At 67.7% G+C, this 20,094-nt stretch carries 19 protein-coding genes; 8 read left to right on the top strand and 11 right to left on the bottom strand.

Annotated features, from left to right (window positions below; all coding sequences use genetic code 11):
* Positions 1 to 74: 74 nt before the first annotated feature.
* Positions 75 to 452, top strand: coding sequence for an SPW repeat protein (locus tag AC3XQU_RS18160; protein WP_489875559.1), 378 nt, complete (start codon positions 75 to 77; stop codon positions 450 to 452).
* 48 nt (positions 453 to 500) lie between these two features.
* Here the strand turns inward: AC3XQU_RS18160 and AC3XQU_RS18155 are convergent, their stop codons facing one another.
* The 7 genes from AC3XQU_RS18155 to rsmB all read right to left on the bottom strand — a co-directional run bounded on the left by AC3XQU_RS18155 (position 501) and on the right by rsmB (position 8,854).
* A complete protein-coding gene (locus AC3XQU_RS18155; RefSeq protein WP_489875558.1) occupies positions 501 to 1,778 on the bottom strand; it encodes an EAL and HDOD domain-containing protein in 1,278 nt (425 codons plus the stop codon).
* 111 nt (positions 1,779 to 1,889) lie between these two features.
* Positions 1,890 to 2,654 carry a class II glutamine amidotransferase gene (locus AC3XQU_RS18150; RefSeq protein ID WP_489875557.1) on the bottom strand — a complete coding sequence of 255 codons (765 nt, stop codon included), beginning with the start codon at positions 2,652 to 2,654 and terminating at the stop codon, positions 1,890 to 1,892.
* Between the two features lie 74 nt (positions 2,655 to 2,728).
* Positions 2,729 to 2,986 carry a BTH_I0359 family protein gene (locus AC3XQU_RS18145; protein ID WP_159696519.1) on the bottom strand — a complete coding sequence of 86 codons (258 nt, stop codon included), beginning with the start codon at positions 2,984 to 2,986 and terminating at the stop codon, positions 2,729 to 2,731.
* A 471-nt stretch (positions 2,987 to 3,457) separates the two neighbouring features.
* On the bottom strand, positions 3,458 to 4,201 hold the full coding sequence (locus AC3XQU_RS18140; RefSeq protein ID WP_489875556.1) for a response regulator: 744 nt from the start codon (positions 4,199 to 4,201) through the stop codon (positions 3,458 to 3,460).
* A 94-nt stretch (positions 4,202 to 4,295) separates the two neighbouring features.
* A complete protein-coding gene (locus AC3XQU_RS18135) occupies positions 4,296 to 6,614 on the bottom strand; it encodes a sensor histidine kinase (RefSeq protein ID WP_489875555.1) in 2,319 nt (772 codons plus the stop codon).
* Positions 6,615 to 6,619: 5 nt separating this feature from the next.
* On the bottom strand, positions 6,620 to 7,183 hold the full coding sequence (locus AC3XQU_RS18130; protein ID WP_489875554.1) for a DUF4390 domain-containing protein: 564 nt from the start codon (positions 7,181 to 7,183) through the stop codon (positions 6,620 to 6,622).
* Positions 7,184 to 7,228: 45 nt separating this feature from the next.
* Positions 7,229 to 8,854, bottom strand: coding sequence for a 16S rRNA (cytosine(967)-C(5))-methyltransferase RsmB (gene rsmB, locus AC3XQU_RS18125; protein ID WP_489875553.1), 1,626 nt, complete (start codon positions 8,852 to 8,854; stop codon positions 7,229 to 7,231).
* Positions 8,855 to 9,042: 188 nt separating this feature from the next.
* Here rsmB and argS point away from each other — a divergent pair, with 188 nt between their 5' ends.
* Genes argS through AC3XQU_RS18090 form a run of 7 tightly spaced genes read left to right on the top strand, consistent with a single transcriptional unit; the run spans position 9,043 to position 15,163 of the window.
* Positions 9,043 to 10,782, top strand: a complete 1,740-nt coding sequence (gene argS / locus AC3XQU_RS18120) for an arginine--tRNA ligase (protein ID WP_489875552.1) — start codon at positions 9,043 to 9,045, stop codon at positions 10,780 to 10,782.
* A gap of 4 nt (positions 10,783 to 10,786) precedes the next feature.
* Complete coding sequence (locus AC3XQU_RS18115) at positions 10,787 to 11,485, top strand: SPOR domain-containing protein (RefSeq protein WP_489875551.1); 699 nt, start codon at positions 10,787 to 10,789, stop codon at positions 11,483 to 11,485.
* Between the two features lie 8 nt (positions 11,486 to 11,493).
* Positions 11,494 to 12,156, top strand: a complete 663-nt coding sequence (locus tag AC3XQU_RS18110; RefSeq protein ID WP_489875550.1) for a thiol:disulfide interchange protein DsbA/DsbL — start codon at positions 11,494 to 11,496, stop codon at positions 12,154 to 12,156.
* On the top strand, positions 12,153 to 12,947 hold the full coding sequence (locus AC3XQU_RS18105) for an SDR family oxidoreductase (RefSeq protein WP_489875549.1): 795 nt from the start codon (positions 12,153 to 12,155) through the stop codon (positions 12,945 to 12,947). Before AC3XQU_RS18110 ends, AC3XQU_RS18105 begins: the two co-directional genes overlap by 4 nt.
* Positions 12,944 to 13,708, top strand: coding sequence for a biotin--[acetyl-CoA-carboxylase] ligase (locus AC3XQU_RS18100; RefSeq protein WP_489875548.1), 765 nt, complete (start codon positions 12,944 to 12,946; stop codon positions 13,706 to 13,708). Before AC3XQU_RS18105 ends, AC3XQU_RS18100 begins: the two co-directional genes overlap by 4 nt.
* Positions 13,705 to 14,433, top strand: coding sequence for a type III pantothenate kinase (locus tag AC3XQU_RS18095; protein WP_489875547.1), 729 nt, complete (start codon positions 13,705 to 13,707; stop codon positions 14,431 to 14,433). Before AC3XQU_RS18100 ends, AC3XQU_RS18095 begins: the two co-directional genes overlap by 4 nt.
* Before the next feature lie 16 nt (positions 14,434 to 14,449).
* Positions 14,450 to 15,163 carry an SPOR domain-containing protein gene (locus AC3XQU_RS18090; RefSeq protein ID WP_489875546.1) on the top strand — a complete coding sequence of 238 codons (714 nt, stop codon included), beginning with the start codon at positions 14,450 to 14,452 and terminating at the stop codon, positions 15,161 to 15,163.
* A 2-nt stretch (positions 15,164 to 15,165) separates the two neighbouring features.
* Here AC3XQU_RS18090 and AC3XQU_RS18085 read toward each other — a convergent pair whose 3' ends face one another.
* The 4 genes from AC3XQU_RS18085 to mrdA are packed head-to-tail and all read right to left on the bottom strand — an operon-like array spanning position 15,166 to position 20,092.
* On the bottom strand, positions 15,166 to 15,894 hold the full coding sequence (locus AC3XQU_RS18085; RefSeq protein WP_489875545.1) for an alpha/beta hydrolase: 729 nt from the start codon (positions 15,892 to 15,894) through the stop codon (positions 15,166 to 15,168).
* 52 nt (positions 15,895 to 15,946) lie between these two features.
* Positions 15,947 to 16,954, bottom strand: coding sequence for a septal ring lytic transglycosylase RlpA family protein (locus tag AC3XQU_RS18080; protein WP_489875544.1), 1,008 nt, complete (start codon positions 16,952 to 16,954; stop codon positions 15,947 to 15,949).
* A 17-nt stretch (positions 16,955 to 16,971) separates the two neighbouring features.
* Positions 16,972 to 18,087 carry a rod shape-determining protein RodA gene (gene rodA / locus AC3XQU_RS18075; protein ID WP_489875543.1) on the bottom strand — a complete coding sequence of 372 codons (1,116 nt, stop codon included), beginning with the start codon at positions 18,085 to 18,087 and terminating at the stop codon, positions 16,972 to 16,974.
* A 4-nt stretch (positions 18,088 to 18,091) separates the two neighbouring features.
* On the bottom strand, positions 18,092 to 20,092 hold the full coding sequence (gene mrdA, locus AC3XQU_RS18070; protein WP_489875542.1) for a penicillin-binding protein 2: 2,001 nt from the start codon (positions 20,090 to 20,092) through the stop codon (positions 18,092 to 18,094).
* Positions 20,093 to 20,094 lie beyond the last annotated feature (2 nt).

Raw genomic sequence — 20,094 nt, 5'->3', positions numbered from 1 at the left:
CCTGCGTACGGAACGTCCGCCCCACCCGATTTGTCTAAGCCGGTGTCAGCATCTCGATGATGGAGGAGGACATCATGGCAATGCATCTGTCGACCAGGCGCTGGCAAGACCAGCTGATGGTGGTGGTCGGCGTCTGGCTATTCGTTTCGCCCTGGGTATTCGCTTATCCGCCCGGCACGCCGGCGGCGTGGAACGCCACGCTGGCCGGCGCCGTCATCGGCATCCTGGCGGCCTTCGACCTGGTCAAGACCTATGTCTGGGCCGTACTGTTCAATATTATCGTGGGCGCGTGGGTGACGATTTCGCCGTGGATGGTCGGTACGCTGGATGACACGGCGATGACCTGGAGCCTGGTCGTCGCGGGGATCGCGACCATCGTGCTGGGCTTGTGGGAGCTGCGCAGCGATCCGGAGTTGTACAGCCAGTGGCGCTCTGGCGGCCGGGTAACGTAGAGGGTGTGCAGTGATGGCGTGGGCGGATCTTCCGCCCACGTCCAAGCTTCAGATGGCGTAGCGAACCACCTTGTCGCTCCACTCGAAAGCCGACACTTCCAGCTCGGCCAGGTCGTCGCCGTTGATCGACAGGCTGTTCAGCGCCGGCATCACTTCGTCTTCCGTGTCTTCCATGCGCTCGATCGATTCGGCCAGGCGCAGCAATTCGCCGAAGAAGCCGCCGCGCACCAGCAGGGCGTGGCGTACTTCGTCGATCACCGGGATCTGGTCGACGATGTCGTGCATCGGAATGCAGAACAGCGTATCCATCAGCGACATCATGCCGACCGTGAAGGCGATGTCGGCGACGTTGCGCTGCTGCGGACGCAGGCGCTTGGCCAGCAGTTCCATCAGGCGCGCGCGCGTGGTGGCCAGCATCAGGAGCGGGCTCAGGTTGTGGCCGCGCACGCCCGGCTCGGCGTACAGCAGGATCTGCAGCCAGCGCTGCAGCTGGCGGCGGCCCAGCAGCATCAGGGCCTGGCTGATCGATTCGATGCGGCGCCCTGCCCCGGCCGCCGGCGTGTTCACCAGGCGCAGCAGGTTCAGGCCGAGCGTGATGTCCTTCTTGATGGCGCGCTCGATCTCGGCATTGTCGGCATCCGAGGTCACCAGGTTCATCAGGTCCAGCACCGCCGCCTGCGAGGGCGAAAGCTTGCGGCCGGCGATGACGGTCGGCTTGGCGAAATAATAGCCCTGGAAGTAATCGAAGCCGATGTCCAGGCAGGTGCGGTATTCGTTGTGGGTCTCGACCTTTTCGGCCACCAGGCGCTTGCCCGTGCCGCGCAGGCGCGGGGCCAGCGACAGCAGGGTCACCACCGGCAGTTCGCGCAAGTCCATCTTGACGAAGTCGATCACCGGCAGCAGGCGCGCCAGCGACGCGCCGTGGGCCGAGGCCTCGGCCGCGAAGCGGAAGCCGTGGGTGGACAGTTCGGTCATGCGCTGGATCACTGCATCGGTCGGCTCGACCGTGCGCACGATCTCGAGCACGGTGCGCTCGCGTGGCAGGAAGGCGAACATGTCGCTCTTCAAGACCTCTTCGTCGACGTTCAGGAAGGCAGTGGCGTCGCCGATCGCGCGCGCCAGGCCCAGCTGCGAGGCGTGATGGATCACGCTGGCGCTGGCCGAGATGCCCGACTCGATCTGGGCCGGTCCCTGGGCGCCGCCGCGGAACAGCAGCTCATAGCCGAACAGCGCCTGGTTACGGTCGAGCACCGGCTGGCGCCCGAGGTAGAAATTACGCAGGCGCAGGGGCTGCGCGGACTGGTCAAGGCTGGCGGTATCGGTCATGTCGTCTGGTTGGGCTCGCGAACACGCCTACTTTACCGTATCCGTCAGTTTTAGTGGCTTTTAGGCATTAATTTATTAGCGGAATGATACCTGATTGTCATGACAGGACCATTACTGTGGCAAGCCGTCCACGAACAGCTTCAATTCGCCCGGCGCGAACTGGGTCCAGGTCTCGTTGGTGGTGAGCGGTTCGGTCACGATGATGGCGACGCGGTCGTTCGGCGTGGTCACTTGCGAGAAGTCGACCGACAGGTCTTCGTCGGACAAAGAGGCGGTGACGAACGGATAGCTGCGCACCACGTAGCACAGCTTGGTCGAGCAATGCGTGAACAGCGCGGTGCCGTCCGAGAGCATCATGTTGAAGGTGCCGTGCGCGGCTACTTGCGCCACCAGGCGCTCGAGCGCGGCGCGCAGCGCCGGCAGGCCGGGCGCCGTATCGCCGAATTCCTCGCGCAGGCTCTGCATCAGCCAGCAGAAGGCCAGTTCGCTGTCGGTGTTGCCGACCGGGCGGAACGGGCCGGTGAGCGCGGGCGCGAATTCCTTCAGGTCGCCGTTATGGGCGAAGACCCAGTAGCGGCCCCACAGTTCGCGCACGAAGGGATGGCAGTTCTCGAGCGCCACCTGGCCTTGCGTGGCCTTGCGGATGTGGGCGATGACATTGGTGGACTTGATCGGGTAGCGCTTGATCAGTTCGGCGATCGGCGAGGCGACTGCGGCCTGGTGGTCCACGAAGTGGCGCACGCCCGCGCCCTCGAAGAAAGCGATACCCCAGCCGTCGTGGTGGGTGTCGGTGCGGCCGCCGCGGTGGGCGAAGCCGGTGAAGGAGAAAACGATGTCCGTGGGGACGTTGCAGTTCATTCCGAGTAGCTGGCACATGAGGTGCAGCTTACCACGCCCAGGGGCGCGGGATGCGCCATCGCCGCGTCAAGCGGCAATGGCGAAGGGAGGGTTCAATGCAGGACGACCGGCTGGCTCATGAGCGTGTCGTAGGAACCCAGGAAGTCGTCGATCTCTTCCATGGTTGGTTCGCTCGCGATGAGGTTGTTGACGTCGCGGCGGAACGATTGCGCCAGCTTGCCGCCGATGAAGGCTTCGCGCCGCCCGGCCTTGTCGACGATTTCATAGCCGCCGAAGCGCAGCGCTTCGAGTTCGCGATCCACGCCGAACTCGACGACGCTGTACTGTTCGCTGTTGTAGATCATGTTCATGATGACTCCTTCTCTCGATCAGAGTGGTTGTGCGTACCAGCCGCGCGGCGGCGGGCGACTGGCTGTTCACTTCGGTTAAGAGGTGGGGCTGTCCGGACCGATTTCAAGTGAGACAACCGGTTCCAGGGCCAACAGCTGATCGTATGGTGGGTCTTGCAACCACGATCGCAACTGATCAAGATGTGTACTGCTCGCCAAACCGATGAACAGGCGTTCCGGCCCTTGGCGTAACAGTCGATTTAATGTTACACGCAAAACCAGGTTCCCGGCGCAGCACGGACACCCGCTTGCGAGTCGGACAAGTCTTACGGAAGAGCTTTCGGGAATGAGCGGGCTGCCGGCGGGCAGCCCTTCGAGGATGACGGCGTCAAAGCCTGTCGGGGGAGATGCGGCGAGCAGCGCGGCGATCGCGCGCTCGCGTGCGGCGGCGGACGCGCCCGTGACCAGGGTGGTCGCGGCCCGCCTGGTCAATCAGACGCCTTTCTTGGCGAGCTTGCCCGGCTCGACGCCGAGTTGCTTGAGCTTGCGGTACAGGTGGGTGCGTTCCAGGCCGGTCTTTTCGGCGACACGCGTCATGCTGCCGCCTTCGCGTCCCAGGTGGTGCTCGAAATACATGCGTTCGAAGGCGTCGCGCGCCTCGCGCAGCGGCAGGTCGAAGGACAGCGTGTAGCCGGCGCTTTCGCCCTGCGACATCGCATGCACCATGCGCGAGCCATTGCCCATCGGCGGGGCCGGCGGCGCGAACATCGGCGCGGCGGGGCTGGGCACGGCGCTGGCGCCGCTGTCCATCATCGGCATCGCGGCGGTGACGGCCGGGCGCGGCGGCGCCAGGGGCGCGCGCGCCACTTCCTGCGCGCGGTTCAGGCCCTGCTGCACGGCCTTGAGCAGCTTTTGCAGCGCGATCGGCTTCTCGAGGAAATTCAGGGCGCCGATACGGGTGGCCTCGACGGCGGTATCGATGGTGGCATGGCCGGACATCATGATGACCGGCATGGTGAGCAAGCCGTCGCGCTGCCATTCCTTGAGCAGGGTGACGCCGTCGGTGTCCGGCATCCAGATATCGAGCAGCACCAGGTCGGGCGCGCCGGCGGCCCGCGCCTCGCGTGCCTGCTGCGCATTCTCGGCCAGGGTGATGGCGTGGCCTTCGTCGCCCAGGATTTCCGAGAGTAATTCCCGGATGCCCATTTCATCGTCAACTACGAGTATATTCGCCATCTGTTTGCCTTCCTGATCTCTTACCCGCTCAGTGCCTACTCGCCTAATGTCTGCTGTCTGCTGCCTTGCCGCTAACGGGGATTCTATGCCCCCATTATATTTCGGACAAGTTCGCCTCGGGGGCTAACTTTAACAGCAAAATGAATACCGACGCGCCAGATCCATCCGATTGATTCCCAATGTCGATCCGGCCGCCGTGTTCGTCGATGATCTTCTTGACCATGGGCAGTCCCAGCCCCGTGCCGCGCGCTTTCGAGGTGACATAGGGCTCGAACGCGCGCGCCAGGATGCGCGAGGCGAAACCGGGGCCATTGTCCAGGATCGCCAGGCGCACCGCGGTGCCGGTGGCGCCGTCCGCGCCTTCGTAGTGGATGGCTTCGGTGGTGACGTCCACCCGCGGCGGCGCCGCGCCGCCGACGCGGTCGGCCAGCGCATCCTGGGCATTCTGCACCAGGTTGTGGATCACCTGGCGCAGCTGGGTGGCGTCGCCCATCACGCGCGGCAGGTTCGGCGCCAGCGCGGCGTGGATGATGTCGGAGCTGTCCTCGGACAGGTACAGCTGCAGGATCTCTTCGATCAGGGCGTTCAGGTCGAGCGGCTCGAGCATCGCCGGCGGCGTGCGCGCGTAGTCGCGGAAGTCGTCGACCATGCGCTTCATCGCATCGACCTGGTTGACGATGGTGGTCGTGCTCTTCTTCAGCAGCTCGGCCTCGCGCTCGGGCAGGCAGCCCTCGAGCTTCATCTGCAGGCGCTCGGCCGAGAGCTGGATCGGGGTGAGCGGGTTCTTGATCTCGTGCGCCAGGCGGCGCGCCACCTCGCCCCAGGCCACCGAGCGCTGGGCCGAGATCACGTCCGAGATATCGTCGAACACCACGATGAAGCCATGGCCGTTCCCGACCGGCAGGCGCGAGCCGCGCGCCAGCAGCGTGATGTCGTGGTCATGCTCGTCGCCGGTGCCGCGGCGCGGAATCTCGATCTGCTGCTGCCAGTGCGCGCGCCGGCGGCGGTCGTCGCTGCCACTGCTGCCGGCCGCGCTCTGCGCGCTCTGCGCCGAGATCGCGCGCGTGATGCAGTTGTAGAAGGTCTCCAGGCCAGCGATGCGCACCAGCGGGCCGGCCAGCGCGCCCGGCTCGACCTGCAGGATGCGGTAGGCGGCGTCGTTCGAGTTCACCACCCGCCCTTCCGCATCGAGCACCATCACGCCGGCCGACATGTTGGCCAGCACCGATTCGAGGTGGGCCTTGGCGTTCTGCAGCGCGGTGCGGTTGCGCTCGACCGCGCTGCGCGCCTCGAACAGCTGGCCGGTCATGGCGTTGAACGAGCGCGTCAGCGTGCCCAGTTCGTCGTTGGTCTCGATGATCGGGCGCGGCGACAGGTCGCCCTCGGCCACCGCCTGCGTGCCTTCGGCCAGCACCAGGAGCGGCTGCGCCAGGTTGCCGGCGATGAGGAAGGCGCTGCCGATGGCGCCGAAGATCGCCAGCAGCAGGGTCAAGGTCAGCGTCACGATGTACATCTTGCGCAGGCCAGTCCTGGCCTGGGCGCGCGAGCGGTATTCGTCGGAGGCGCTGCGCAGCACCACCGCATTCGAGGCCAGGTTCACCGGCACCGCCTGCAGCAGCTGCAGGTAGCGCGGCTCCATGCCGGAGGCTTCCGGTACCGCCAGCAGCACGCGCAGGCGCAGGCCGGTGGCCGCATCGAGCGCATTGGGCCCGGCCGCCGAGGCGTCGCTGCTGCCTTCGGGACGCGCATAGCCGCCCGGCAGCGCGGCCGACTTGAGCATGTCGGGCGAAGGACGGTCCAGTTCCAGGTTGGCGTTGCGGTCCTGCGCGCTCGAGGCCAGCACGGTGCCGTCGGCGGTGAGCAGCATCGCGCTTTGCATGCCGCTGATGTCGTTGACCAGGCCGGTCAGGATGCCCTGCACCATCACCGCATCCTGGCCGGCCAGGGTGGCGGCGGCGGTCTGGCCGGTGGCGCCCAGTTCGGCCACGGCCTCGTCGAGCGCGGCGCGGCCCAGGTTCAGGCCCGATTCGATCGCGGCCTCGATCTTGACGTCGAACCAGGAATCGATCGAGTGCGACACGAACTGCACCGACACCATGAAGATGACCAGGCCGGGCAGGATGCCGATGCCGGCAAACAGCAGGACCAGGCGCGCCACCAGCCGCGAGCCGAACTTGCCGGCCTTGTAGCGCGAATACAGGCGCCCCAGTGCGACGGCCACCAGCACCAGCATCAGCCCGGCCATGCCGGCGTTCACGCCCAGCAGCCAGGTGTAGTAGCGGTCGAAGAAGCTGGAATTGTCGGACGCGCCCGCGAGCAGGAACAGCAGGACCGAGACGATGAAGCCGCCTACGACCAGCGCGTAGCGCAGCGCCTGGTTGATGGCTTTAGCCCTGATGCGAAATCCGGCCATGCGCCCTAGCCTGCACGGTAGGCAAAGGTCCTGCGGCTCGAGGCCAGGCGCCAGCTCGAGTCGTTGATGGCATTGACCTGCAGGGGCTTGTTCAGGTAGTCGCGGTCCATGTACATGCGCACCGAGACGTCATACACCTCGCCCTGCTTGAGGGCGCCCTTGGGCGCGATCAGCCAGCGCGCCGGACTGCGGATCTGGGACATGGCGTCTTCCAGGGTGGTGAAGCTTTGCGGCAGGCTGCCGGCGATCAGCACGTTGTACTGGCGCGTGAGCACGTCGTAGGAAATGCCGACGGTGCGCTTGGCCAGCACGGCCTTCTCGTCGCGCCACCACCAGCGCGGGCGCGTCATCTCGATCTCGGTCGTGAAGTGCAGCTTGATGCCGTTCTGGAGGGCGTCCTGGAGCTCGTGGTTCAGCTCGAAGGCAAAGCGCGTCTTCAGCCGGTAGCCGTCCTCGGAGAACTGGATTTCCGCCTGGGTGATGTCGACGGCGTCCGCAGCCCGTGCCTGCGTACACACCAATGCCAGCAACAGCTGGCAGGCGAGGAGGCAGAAAAATCGTAACGTCACGGGTGAGCCGGAGCCTTAAATTGAAGCATTATGTCGGGATGACGATTACGCCGCGCGTTTCTGGAACAGGGCGTAGAACAAGCCGTCATGATCCTGCCCGGCACCGCTGGCTGGCAGCAGCTGGCCCGGCGCGTCGAGGCGGATGGCGTCGTGGCGCGCCGCAAACGCGGCGGCCTGCGCCTCCGATTCCTGGGGCCAGAGCGAACATGTCACAAACAACAATTTACCATTGGGCAGCAGCATCTGCCAAAGGTTGTCGAGTATTTTGCTTGAAAGTGTTGCAAGTTGGAGTGTGTCGGACTTGCGGCGCAGCCAGCGGATGTCCGGGTGGCGCCGCACGATGCCCGAGGCCGTGCAGGGCACGTCGGCCAGGATCCGGTCGAAGGGCACGCCGTCCCACCAGGCCGCGCTTTGCGCCTCGGCCGCGATCAGCTTTGCCTCCAGGCCAAGGCGCCCGAGGTTGTCGCGCACCCGCGCCAGGCGCTGGGGATCGGCGTCGACCGAGGTCAGTTCCACATCGGCCGATTCCAGGATGTGGCCGCTCTTGCCGCCCGGCGCCGCGCAGGCATCGAGCACGCGCATGCCGTCCTGCAGGTCGAGCAGCGGCGCGGCCAGCTGGGCGCCGGCGTCCTGCACCGATACCAGGCCGTCGTGGAAGCCCGGGATCTGGCTGACGTTGACCGGCTGCGCCAGGCGCACCGCGGTGGGCCCGAGGCGCGTGGCCTCGATGCCGGCCTGCGCCAGGGTGGCCAGATAGGATTCCGTGTCGCCGCGGCGCGCATTCACGCGCAGGGTCAACGGCGGATGCACGTTGCCGGCCTCGAGGATCGCCTCCCAGCGGTCCGGATAGGCCGCGCGGGTGCTGTCGATCCACCACTGCGGGTAGTTCCAGCGCGCCAGCGGCTGCTTGATCGCTTCGGCCGCCAGCACCGGGCGCTCGCGCAGGAAGCGGCGCAGCACGGCGTTCACCATCGCCTTGGCATGGGCGAAGTCCGGGTGGTGGGCGGCCGCGTGCACCGCCTGGTCGACCACCGTGAACGCTTCGTAGGGGGCCGGGGTGTCCGGCGGCGGGTCGAGCAGGGCCAGCGCCGCGCACAGCAGGCCACCCAGCATGGCCGGCTCCGGCGCCTTGGTCGTCATCAGGCCGAGCAGCACCTCGCTGCGCCCGAGCTGGCGCATGGTGCGGTAGGCGATGTCCTGGATCGCGCCGCGCGCCTGCGGCGTCACGTCGTACACCGAGAACACGATCGACAGCGCCTGCGGCAGCGCGGTGCCGCCGCGCACCCGCGCCACGGCATTGGCCGCGCCCAGCAGGGCCAGCGCCAGCGAATCGGCCTTCAGGTCGGGACGGAAGTCCTGCTGGGGCGCCACCACGACCTCGTGGCTTTCGCGCAGGCGCGGGGCCGGCTTCTTGTCGGGGCGTTCGGCCTGCTCGCGGCGCGGCGGCTGGCCGCGCTCGGCGGCCGGGCGGTAAGGCTCCGGACGCGGCGGACGGTCCTGCCCCGGATTGGGCGCGGGTGCGCTGGCCTGCGGACGCGTCTCCTGGCGCGGCGGCCGCGCCTGCGCCGGCTTGGCGGCAGGCCAGGCCGGGCGCGCCCCGCCCTTCGGCGCCGTGGAACGGGCCGGCTTGGCTGTGGGTTTCAGGGAGAGCGTCGGGCGCTTGTCGGTCATGGCAGGATCAATACGGTCGAAAAAGGCCCCCATTGTAACGGCATCGGCTTTGGTGCAACTTAAACCATGCTTGCAGTTCTTGCCGGGATGAACATGTTGCGCCGAACCCCAAACCAGTATAATGACGGCTGTTTGCCTGTCCGCAGGCCTGCCTCCGCAGTTCGCTATCTAATTAGACCGACTTCCCCATGCTCGCTCAACAAAAACAACAAATCGTTGCCCTGTTCCAGGCCGCCCTCGCGCCGATCGTCGCCGGCACCGACCTCGTCCCCAACGTCGTGCTGGAGCGCCCGCGCGACCCGAGCCACGGCGACATCGCCTGCAATATCGCGATGCAGCTGGCCAAGCAGCTCAAGACCAACCCGCGCGAGCTGGCGACCCGCGTGGTCGCCGCCGTGCTGGCCGAACCGGGCGCGCAAGGCCTGGTCGAGTCCGCCGACGTGGCCGGCCCCGGCTTCATCAACCTGCGCGTGGCCGCCAGCGCCAAGCAATCGGTCGTCAAGACCGTGCTCGAGCAGGGCGCGGCTTTTGGGGCGGGCGATTCCGGCAAGGGCCACCACGCGATCATCGAATTCGTCTCGGCCAACCCGACCGGTCCGCTGCACGTCGGCCACGGTCGCCAGGCCGCGCTGGGCGACGCGCTGTCGTCCCTGTTCGAGTCGCAGGGCCACGAGGTGACCCGCGAGTTCTATTACAACGACGCCGGCGTGCAGATCGCCACCCTGGCCAATTCGGTGCAGGCGCGCGCGCGCGGCATCAAGCCGGGCGACGCCGCCTGGCCCGAGTCGGCCTATAACGGCGACTACATCCAGGACATCGCCGACGACTTCCTGGCGAAAAAGACCGTGTCGGCCAGCGACGGCGAACCGGCCACCGCCAGCGGCGACGCCGACGACCTCGAATCGATCCGCCGCTTCGCCGTGGCCTACCTGCGCCATGAGCAGGACATGGACCTGCAAGCCTTCGGCGTTAAGTTCGACAACTACTACCTCGAGTCGTCGCTGTATGCCGACGGCAAGGTCGAGCAGGCGGTGCAGGCCCTGGTCGACGCCGGCGTGACCTACGAGCTCGATGGCGCGCTGTGGCTGCGCACCACCGACTATGGCGACGACAAGGACCGCGTGATGCGCAAGTCCGACGGCGGCTATACCTATTTCGTGCCCGACGTCGCCTACCACATGCAGAAATTCCGCCGCGGCTTCGACCAGGCGATCAACGTCCAGGGGAGCGACCACCACGGCACCATCGCGCGCGTGCGCGCCGGCCTGCAGGCCGTGAACATCGGCATCCCGCAGGGCTACCCCGACTACGTGCTGCACAAGATGGTCACGGTGATGAAGAACGGCGAAGAGGTCAAGATCTCCAAGCGCGCCGGCTCCTACGTGACGGTGCGCGACCTGATCGAATGGTCGGGCAATGGCGACGTGACGCGCGGGCGCGATGCGGTGCGCTTCTTCCTCATCTCGCGCAAGGCCGACACCGAGTTCGTGTTCGACGTCGACGTGGCGCTGGCGACCGGCGAGGAAAACCCGGTGTATTACGTGCAGTACGCCCACGCGCGCATCTGCTCGGCCCTGTCCAACTGGGGCGGCGACGAAGCCCAGCTTGCCAAGGCCGACCTGTCGCCCTTGACCACTCCGCACGAAGCGGGCCTGCTGGCCAAGCTGGCGTCGTATCCGGAAATGCTGGCGCGCGCCAAGCTGGAACTCGGCCCGCACCAGGTCGCCTTCTACCTGCGCGAACTGGCCGGCGAACTGCACAGCTATTATTTTGCGCACAAATGGCTGCTCGACGACGACGAGCCGCTCAAGCTGGCGCGCCTGGCCCTGGCTGCGGCAACCCGCCAGGTGCTGCGCAACGGCCTGGCCCTGATCGGCGTATCGGCCCCGAGCAAGATGGAACGCGCCCCTACCGAACCACAAGAGTAAGCCCATGACCGCCATTCGATCCTTCTCAGCGCTGCGCCAGCGCGGCAGCACCCTGACCGGCGTCATCATCGGCCTGATCATCGGCCTGGGAATCGCGGTGGCGGTCGCGCTCGTGATCACCAAGGGCCAGTCGCCGTTCACCGACCGCTCCAACAAGATGGGCCGCCCGGCCGACCTCGAGCCGAGCCAGGCGAGCGACCCGAACAAGCCGCTGTACGGCAACCGCGACGCCGCGCGCGAAGCGAACCGCGAGATCGCCGAACGCGCCACCAAGGCTGCGGCGGCGCCCGCTCCGGCGCCGGCCCCGGCCCCGGCTGCGACTACGGCGCAAGCCGATCCGCTCGGCCAGGCGATCGCCGGCATGCAGGCGCCGGCGGCTGCACCGGCGCCTGCCGCGGCGCCCGCCGCCGCACCGGCCGCCGCCCCTGCCCCGGCAGTGGCAGCCGCCCCGGCTGCGGGCAGCGACGGCTATATCTACTTCCTGCAGGCGGGCGCCTTCCGCGAGATGTCCGACGCCGAGAACACCCGCGCCAAGCTGGCCCTGCTCGGCTTCGAGGCCGCAATCACCGACCGCACCACCGACGGCGGCGTGCTGCACCGCGTGCGTGTCGGCCCGTACAACGGGGTCGAATCCATGAACAAGGCGCGCGCCAAGCTGCTCGACAGCGGCATCGACGTGGCCATCGTCCGCAACCAACGCTGAGGAAGCCCATGCACGCACTACGCCGCCTGATCTGTACGTCCGCCCTGCTGCTGCTGGCCGGCAGCGCCCACGCTACGCCCGCGGCGCCGCGCGATGGCGCGGAGTACCAGACGCTCGCGAACGTGCAGCCGACCGACAGCGGACGCAAGACCGAGGTGCTCGAGTTCTTCGCATATTACTGCCAGCACTGCTACGCCTTCGAACCCCAGCTCGCGGCATGGGTGAAAAAGCAGGGCGACAATATCGTGTTCCGCCGCGTGCACGTGCCGCGCGGCCCGCAGGTAGCGGCCCAGCAGCGCCTGTTCTTCACGCTCGAATCGCTCGGCCTGCTCGAGCAATACCATGGCAAGGCCTTCGCCGCGATGCACGTCGAGCGCCTGCCCCTGGCGCAGGACGAACAGGTGTTCGACTGGGCCAGCCGCGCCGGCATCGACCGCGCACGCTTCATCGACGCCTACCGCTCGTTCGGCGTGCAGGCCAAGGTGCGCCGTGCACAGTCGATGATGGAAGCCTACCGCATCACCCACTGGCCGATGATCGCTGTCGACGGCCGCTTCATCACCTCGCCCGGCATGGTGCAGGAAGCCACCCGCGGCGAAGGCGACGCACTGCAGGGCACCCTGCAGGTGATGGACAGCCTGGTCGCGCGCGCGAAAGCGGACAAGAAATGACCCTGGCGCCGGGCCGCTCGGACCGGGTCTTCATCACCGGCGCTTCGAGCGGCATCGGCGCGGCGCTGGCCCGCGACTACGCGGCGCGCGGCGCCACCCTCGGCCTGCTGGCCCGCCGCGGCGACCTGCTGGCCGACCTCGCGGCCAGCCTGCCCTCCCCCGAACGCCACCGGATCTATGCGGTCGACGCCACCGACCGCGCGGGCCTGGAGGCGGCCGCCCGCGATTTCATCGCGGCCAAGGGCGGCGCCGACATCGTGATCGCCAGCGCCGGCATTTCGCACGGCACGCTGACCGAACGCCCGGCCGACCTGGCGGTGTTCGACGCCGTCTTCGCCACCAACGTGAACGCCACCGTCGCGACCTTCGCGCCCTTCATCGCGTCGATGAAGGAGCTCGGCAGCCCGTGCCGGCTGGTGGGCATCGGCAGCGTCGCGGGCATCCGCGGCATGCGCGGCGCCGGCGCCTACTGCGCCTCCAAGGCGGCCGTGCACAGCTATTGCGAATCGCTGCGCCTGGAACTGCGCGCGACCAACATCAAGGTCGTCACCATCGCCCCCGGCTACATCGACACGCCCATGACCCGCCACAACCGCTTTCCCATGCCCTTCCTGATGCCGGCCGACCGCTTCGCCGCGCAGGCACGCGAAGTCATCGCGCGCGGCCACAGCTACCGCGTGCTGCCCTGGCAGATGGGCCTCGTGGCCAAAGTGCTGCGCCTGCTGCCCAACGGCCTGTTCGACCTGGCGTTCTCGCGCGCGCCGACCAAGCAGGGCAAGGGCGAAGCATGAAGGCCGAACGTATCGCCGCGCTGGCGCGGGCCGGCGTCGCCGTCGAGGTGGTGGCCGAGACGGGATCGACCAATGCCGACCTGCTGGCGCGCGCGGCGCAGCTAAGCGGCCCCCTGCTGCTGGTGGCCGAGCACCAGACTGCGGGCCGCGGCCGCGCCGGACGCAGCTGGCTGTCCTCGAGCGAAGGCTCGCTCACCTTTTCGCTGGCCTGGAAATTCGACGGCGGCCCGCAGGCGCTCAGCGGCCTGCCGCTGGCGGTGGGCGTGGCCCTGGGCGAGACGCTGGCGCAGCTGGGCGTGCAGGTGCAGCTCAAGTGGCCCAACGACGTCTTGAAAGACGGCGACAAGCTGGCCGGCATCCTGGTCGAAACGCAGAACGCACCGGGCGGCGGCACCTGGACCGTCATCGGCATCGGGCTGAACCTCGTCATGCCCGACGAGATGGAAGCGCGCCTGGGCCGCAGCGCCGCGGGCGCGCCCTGGCTGGCGCGCATGGACCGCGAGGTCCTGATGGCCGCCCTGCTCGACGGCCTGGCCGAAGCGCTGCAGCTGTTCGCGCGCCAGGGCTTCGGCGCCTTCTGCGCGCGCTGGAACCTGCGCCATGCCTGGCAGGGCCGGACGGTCACCATTGTCGACCACGGCGTAGTATTGCACGAGGGCCTGGCCGCCGGCGTGGACGAGCTGGGGCGCCTGCTGCTCGATACGCCTCACGGCCGCGTTGCCATCCTGGCGGGCGACGTCTCGTTGCGGGTGAAGCCATGAAGCTGCTGCTGGTCGACGCCGGCAATACACGCATCAAGTGGGCGATTGCCGCCCCTGGCGCGGCCCCCGGCGCATGGGAAACCAGCCATGCCGCGCCGCACGCCGACCTCACCGATATCGCCGCGGCCTGGCGCCGCGCCGGAATCGGCCGCGCGATCGTGTCGAATGTCGCAGGCAGCGAGGTGCGCGAGCGCATCCTGCTTGCCTTGCCGGCGGCGATCGACGTCGAGTGGTTTGCTTCGACGCTCGAGCGCGCCGGCCTGCGCAACGGCTATCGCCATCCCGGCCAGCTGGGCTGCGACCGCTTTGCCGCCGCCATCGGCGCGCGCGCCCTGGCGCCCGGCCAGGACCTGGTGGTCGCCACCTGCGGCACCGCCACCACGGTCGATGCGGTGCGCGCCGATGGGCTGTTCGTGGGCGGCATGATCCTGCCCGGGCTGGCGCTGATGGCCGCTTCGCTCGCCCGCAACACCGCCCAACTGCCGCAAGTCGTGCCGGGCGCCGCGCCGCCGCCGGTGTTCGGGGACAATACCGACGACGCGATCGTCTCGGGCATCCTGGCGGCCCAGGCCGGGGCGATCGAGCGCGCCTGCGCCGCGCACGGCGCTACCGCCTGCATCGTCTCGGGCGGCGCAGCACCCTATATCGCGCCGGCCCTCAAGGTCGGCCATCGGCTGGTCGATAATATCGTGCTGGTCGGCCTGCATGCCGCAGCCGCCGCCTGAAGATGGGAGACCGACCTTGTTGAAATTCGTATTCTGGGTACTGCTGGCAGCGAACGCCGCGCTGTTCGCCTATGCGCAGGGCTATCTCGGGAAAGTCGAAGGCAGCGAGCGCGAGCCGCAGCGCCTGAAGAACCAGCTCGCCGCCGAACGCATCGTGATGCTCACCGCAGCCGAGGCGCGCGCCGCAACCGAGAGCACGGCGGCCGGCGCGCCTGTCGCTGCCGCGCCCCCCGTTGCGCCGCAGCCGGCCGCGCCGGCGGCCGCCACCATCGCCTGCATGCAGGCCGGCGCCTTTTCCAATACGGACGCACGCCGCTTCGAGTCGCGCATCAGTCGCTTGGGCTTCGGCGAACGCCAGGCGCGCACCAGCGTGCCCTTCCAGGAAGTGACCAGCCACCTGGTGTATCTGCCGCCGAATGGCGGCAAGGAAGGCGCCGACAAGCGCGTGGCTGAACTCAAGGAAAGCGGCGTCGCCAATTTCTTCGTGATGCAGGGCGAGTCGCCCTTGAAATGGGCGATCTCGCTGGGCGTGTTCAAGACCGACGCCGCCGCGCAAAAGCTGGTGGCCGACCTGGGACGCCAGGGCGTGCGCGGCGTACGCGTGCTGCCGCGCGGGCCCCAGGGCACGCGTACGGCCTGGCAGTTCCGCAACCTGACGGTGGACGAACGCACCAGCCTGGCCGGCATCGCGGACGACTTCGCCGGGGTGCAGCTGCGGCCCTGCAGCTAGCTTCAGTCCAGCCGGGAATCCCTGGCGCAGGCGTAGGCCGGATGCGCCGCCGGAGCGAGGAAGGTATCGATGGCCGACGTGATCCTGGCCTTCAACTGCTCGCTGCCGCCATCGAACATGTCGTTGTGGCGCGCGCCTTCGATGCGGACCACGCAGGCGCCGTAGCGGCTGCGCTCCGCCTCGTCCGGCAGCACGCCGGGGTCGGCCACGGTGTCGCTGGCGCGAATGCTCAGGACGCGGATACCGGCCGCGCGCGGCAAGGCGACCCGCCGGCTGTCGAGGCTGACCAGGGCGGACACGCGCCGCGGGTTGTCGGCGGCGAACTGGGCCGAGCTGTCGCCGCCGAGCGAATGCCCGACCAGCAGCAGGCGTTGCCAGTCGAAGCGTGGAAAGCGCGGCGCGGTCTCGTCGATCGCGGCGGAGATCGCCTTCGAGGCCGTCCGTGCCATGGCCTGCACTTGCGGCGTCATCGGGGCATTGCGGTCGACCTGTGCGCCGCCGGCGCTGTCGCGCACGGCGATCACCAGGTAGCCCATCCGGGATAAATGCGCGGTGACGAAGGAGTATTCCGAGCCATGCATGCCGTAGCCGGGGCTGACGATGGCGACCGGGCATGGCTTGGCCTCGCTACAGGCCTGCACGCGCGCTGGCGGGTAGATGTCGACCGGGGCGGCAGCCATGGCCGCAGGCAGGCTGCACAACAGAGGCAAGAGGGCGAGCAGGCGGCGCATGCGTTCCTTTATCAATGATGGCGGCAGTGCCGGGTCCGGCCTGCCGGCGAACCTAGCGCTTGACCACGATCGGCTTCAGGCCGAACGATGCCGGCACCGCACGCGCCGCCGCCTGCGCCTCGTCGCGCGTGGCGAACGGCCCGCCGTACAAACGGTTGACCGCCCCCACCTTCACTACTTCGAGCGCGCCGAGCGCCAGGCCGGCCTGGGACAGGCGCTCGCTCATCGCCTCGGCCATGCCGGCGCGGCCATAGGCGCCGAGCTGCACGTAGAAGCTCCCTGCCGGCACCAGCTTGGGCACCACCTGGGCCACGGCCGCGCTGTCGGAGCGCACGGTATCTTCCAGCATCAGCGCCGTGATTTCGGGCGGCGCCGATTGCGCCTGCGAGGTCATGGCGCGGCGCACGGTGGCGATGCGGCTCGGGTGGTCGTTCGGGAACAGGCGTTCGATCTCGACCTGATGGCTGCCGCGGCCGAGCAGGCCGAGCTTGAGGGCGGCCGTGTACGAGACGTCGATGATGCGGCTGGCGTGGAAGGGGCCGCGGTCGTTGATGCGCACGACGACCGATTTGCCGCTGTCGACGCTGGTCACGCGCACATAGGAGGGAATCGGCAGCGTCGGGTGCGCCGCGGTCATCTTGTACATGTCGTACAGTTCGCCCGACGAGGTCTTCTGGCCGTGGAACTTGACGCCGTACCAGCTGGCCACGCCGCGCTGGGTGAAGGGGTCTTCGTGCACGATCGGTGTATAGCTCTGGCCGAGCACGGAATACGGGCGGTTGGCCCACTTGGCGTAGGGCTCGGCGCGCACGATGGCGTCGGGCAGGTCGAGCAGGCCCGGCGGCGGATTGGCGCCGGGGCCGTCGTCCTTGTAGTAGCCGCCGCGGCCGGAGTTGGCCGCCGGCAGCTTGGGCGCCTCGGGGTGCTGCGCCGTGGGGCGGTGGCCCCAGGGCAGCGGTATCAGGCTCTTGTGCTCGCCGGTGGTGCTGCAGCCGGTGAGCAGGGTGGTGAATGCAGTAACTACGGTGACCGCAGCAAGTTGTTTTCTTGGAACGGCCATTCGCAGTCCTTGTTCAATTACGTCTGCACTAGTTTACGATGTCTTTGGATACTCATCAATATGCCAGCACCAAGGCCCAGGGTAATGAAGGCGGTTCCCCCATAGCTCATCAAGGGCAAAGGCACGCCGACCACCGGCAGGATGCCGCTCACCATGCCCATGTTGACGAAGGCGTAGGTGAAGAAAATCATCGTGATGGCGCCCGCCAGCAGGCGACAGAAGGTATTCGGGGCATTGGCCGCGATCATCATCCCACGCCCGATCAGCAGCAGGTAGACGAACAACAAGAAGCAGTTGCCGATCAGTCCGAACTCTTCCGAATACACGGCAAACAGGAAGTCGGTGGTCTGCTCGGGGACGAATTCCAGGTAACTCTGCGTGCCCTTGCCATAGCCCTTGCCCATCAGCCCGCCGGAACCGATGGCGATCTCGGACTGGATGATGTGGAAGCCCTTGCCCAACGGGTCCGAGGTCGGGTCGATCAGGGTCATCACGCGCTCGCGCTGGTAGTCGTGCATCATCGACCAGCCGATCGGCAGCGCCGCGGCGCCGGCGACAGCGATGCCGGCCAGCGCCTTCCATGGCAGGCCGGCCAGGAAGATCACGTAGAAACCGGACGAGGCGACCATCAGCGCGGTGCCCAGGTCGGGCTGCTTGGCGATCAGGGTGAAAGGCACCACCAGCAGGACCGCGGCGATCGCAAAGGATTTCCAGTTATTGGCATTGGCGCGCTGCTGGAAATACCAGGCCAGCATCAGCGGCGTCGCGATCTTCAGGATCTCGGAGGGCTGGATGTCCACCCCCACATACAGCCAGCGCCGCGCGCCCTTCTTGATGATGCCGAACATCGCCACCGCAATCAGGAGCGCGACGCCGACCGTATAGATCGGTACCGCCAGACGCATGAGCATCTGCGGCGGCACGTTGGCCGCTACCCACATCACGGCGAAGGCCAGAAGGAAGTTGCGGATCTGGTGTTCCAGGCGGTCCGGGAACTCGGCCCCGGCCGAACTCATGATGATCACGCTGGTGATCATCAAGACGAACAGCACCAGCCCGAGCGGCCAGTCGAAGACCGTGAAATACGGACGCAGGCGGCGCCGCAGCGAGCGGCGTTCTGGGATGCGCGCCATGGGCTTATTCCTTTCTGGTGGCAGGGATGCCGGCCGCAGGCGCGGCGGCCTGGATGACCGGCGCGGCGGCCGGCGCTGCAGGCACGGCAGGCTTGGCGGCCGGCGGCGCCTTGGCGCCGGGCGGCAGGTCCTTGGGCTTGGGCGGCGCCGGGCGCTTGCCCAGCAGGTAGTAGTCGAGCGCCTTGCGCGCGATCGGCGCGGCCGAGGCGGCGCCGAAACCGGCGTTCTCCACCACCAGGGCGATCACGATGCGCGGATTGTCGGCCGGCGCAAAGGCGACATACAGCGCGTTGTCGCGGTGGCGCTCGTCGATGGCGTTGGCATTGTATTTCTGGCCCTTCAGGCCGATCACCTGGGCGGTACCGGTCTTGCCGCCCGAGATATAGCCGGCGTTGGCAAAGGCGCGGTGGCCGGTGCCGTAGGATTCCTGGGTCACGCCGACCATGGTGTGCTTGATGAAATCGATGTGTTCCTGCTTGAGCGGGATGCGGCGGGTTTCCTTCGGCACCGTCAGGGTGCGCTGCTTGGTGGCGCCGTCCTCGATCATCTTCACCAGGTGCGGCTTCATGACCACGCCGTTGTTGGCCAGGTTGGCCACCGCATGGGCCAGCTGGATCATGGTGTAGTTGTTGAAGCCCTGCCCGATCGAGATCGAGATCGTGTCGCCGCCCACCCACTTCTGGGCCGCGCGGTTCTTGGCGAAGCGCTTGGCCTTCCACTCCTTGGACGGCAGCACGCCGGTCTTCTCGAAGTCGAGGTCGATGCCGGTCGGATGGCCGAAGCCGAACTGCCCCATGAAGCTGGAGATCTTGTCGATGCCCATCTCGTTGCCGAGCTGGTAGTAATAGGTGTCGCAGGATTCCACCACCGACTTGTACATGTCGACGGTGCCGTGGCCGCCCGGCTTGTCGTCGTTGAAGCGGTGGCCGCCGAGCATGAAGAAACCCGGGTCGCGGATCGCGTCGCTCGGCCTGCGGTGGCCCAGTTCGAGCGCGGCCAGCGACATGAAGGGCTTGAAGGTGGAACCCGGTGGATAGGTGCCCGACAGCGGGCGGTTCATCAGCGGCTTGTCGAGCGAGGTATTGAGTTCGTTCCAGTTCTGGCTGTCGATGCCGTCCACGAACAGGTTCGGGTCGAAGCCCGGGCGCGAGACATAGGCCAGCACGTCGCCTGTGGCCGGCTCGATCGCCACCAGGGCGCCGCGCTGCTCGCCATAGGCTTCCTCGATGATCTTCTGCAGCTCGATGTCGAGCGAGAGGATCAGGTTGCTGCCCGGGACCGGCGCGGTGCGCGACAGCGTGCGGATCGCGCGCCCGCCGGCCGAGCGCTCGACCTGCTCGTAGCCGGTGGTGCCGTGCAGGTGGCTTTCGTAGCGCTTCTCGACGCCTTCCTTGCCGATATGCTCGGTGCCGTTGTAGTTCGCGGCCAGCTCGTCTTCTTCCAGCTTGGCCGCTTCCTTGGTGTTGATGCGGCCGATATAGCCGATCACGTGCGAGGCGGTTTCGCCCAGCGGGTACTGGCGGAACAGGCGCGCCTGCACTTCCACGCCGGGAAAGCGGAAGCGCTGCGCGGTGAAGCGCGCCACTTCGTCGTCGCTCAAGCGGGTGCGGATCGGCACGCTGGCGAAGCTGCGCGATTCTTCCAGCAGTCGCTTGAAGCGGCGGCGGTCGCGCGCTTCGATCGACACCAGCTTGGCCAGCTCGTCGATGGTCGACTCCAGGTTGGACTGCAGCTTGGACGGCGTGATCTCGAGCGTGTAGGCGGAATAGTTGCGGGCCAGGACCACGCCGTTGCGGTCCACGATCAGTCCGCGGTTGGGCACGATCGGCACCAGCGCGATGCGGTTGTCTTCCGCCTGCAGCGCGAACTGGTCGTGGCGCAGCACCTGCAGCCAGACGAAGCGCGCCACCAGCAGGCCAAAGCAGATGAAGACCAGGGCCACCAGCGCCGTCATGCGCGTGCGGAACTGGTGGATCTCGCGGTCGTTGTCCTTGAATTCGGTCACGG

It is taken from the genome of Telluria sp. AZSoR62 (assembly GCF_058111565.1).
The sequence above is the reverse complement of the archived record's forward strand: the minus strand, read 5'-3'. Positions and strand labels throughout refer to the sequence as shown.

Excerpts from the sequence above, each read along its gene's own strand:
- argS (WP_489875552.1), top strand. The coding sequence starts at position 9,043 with ATGCTCGCTCAACAAAAACAACAAATCGTTGCCCTGTTCCAGGCCGCC.
- AC3XQU_RS18080 (WP_489875544.1), bottom strand. The coding sequence starts at position 16,954 with ATGGCCGTTCCAAGAAAACAACTTGCTGCGGTCACCGTAGTTACTGCA.
- AC3XQU_RS18155 (WP_489875558.1), bottom strand. The coding sequence starts at position 1,778 with ATGACCGATACCGCCAGCCTTGACCAGTCCGCGCAGCCCCTGCGCCTG.
- AC3XQU_RS18105 (WP_489875549.1), top strand. The coding sequence starts at position 12,153 with ATGACCCTGGCGCCGGGCCGCTCGGACCGGGTCTTCATCACCGGCGCT.
- AC3XQU_RS18100 (WP_489875548.1), top strand. The coding sequence starts at position 12,944 with ATGAAGGCCGAACGTATCGCCGCGCTGGCGCGGGCCGGCGTCGCCGTC.
- AC3XQU_RS18160 (WP_489875559.1), top strand. The coding sequence starts at position 75 with ATGGCAATGCATCTGTCGACCAGGCGCTGGCAAGACCAGCTGATGGTG.
- AC3XQU_RS18115 (WP_489875551.1), top strand. The coding sequence starts at position 10,787 with ATGACCGCCATTCGATCCTTCTCAGCGCTGCGCCAGCGCGGCAGCACC.
- AC3XQU_RS18150 (WP_489875557.1), bottom strand. The coding sequence starts at position 2,654 with ATGTGCCAGCTACTCGGAATGAACTGCAACGTCCCCACGGACATCGTT.
- AC3XQU_RS18110 (WP_489875550.1), top strand. The coding sequence starts at position 11,494 with ATGCACGCACTACGCCGCCTGATCTGTACGTCCGCCCTGCTGCTGCTG.
- AC3XQU_RS18135 (WP_489875555.1), bottom strand. The coding sequence starts at position 6,614 with ATGGCCGGATTTCGCATCAGGGCTAAAGCCATCAACCAGGCGCTGCGC.
- AC3XQU_RS18140 (WP_489875556.1), bottom strand. The coding sequence starts at position 4,201 with ATGGCGAATATACTCGTAGTTGACGATGAAATGGGCATCCGGGAATTA.
- AC3XQU_RS18085 (WP_489875545.1), bottom strand. The coding sequence starts at position 15,894 with ATGCGCCGCCTGCTCGCCCTCTTGCCTCTGTTGTGCAGCCTGCCTGCG.
- AC3XQU_RS18145 (WP_159696519.1), bottom strand. The coding sequence starts at position 2,986 with ATGAACATGATCTACAACAGCGAACAGTACAGCGTCGTCGAGTTCGGC.
- AC3XQU_RS18095 (WP_489875547.1), top strand. The coding sequence starts at position 13,705 with ATGAAGCTGCTGCTGGTCGACGCCGGCAATACACGCATCAAGTGGGCG.
- rodA (WP_489875543.1), bottom strand. The coding sequence starts at position 18,087 with ATGGCGCGCATCCCAGAACGCCGCTCGCTGCGGCGCCGCCTGCGTCCG.
- rsmB (WP_489875553.1), bottom strand. The coding sequence starts at position 8,854 with ATGACCGACAAGCGCCCGACGCTCTCCCTGAAACCCACAGCCAAGCCG.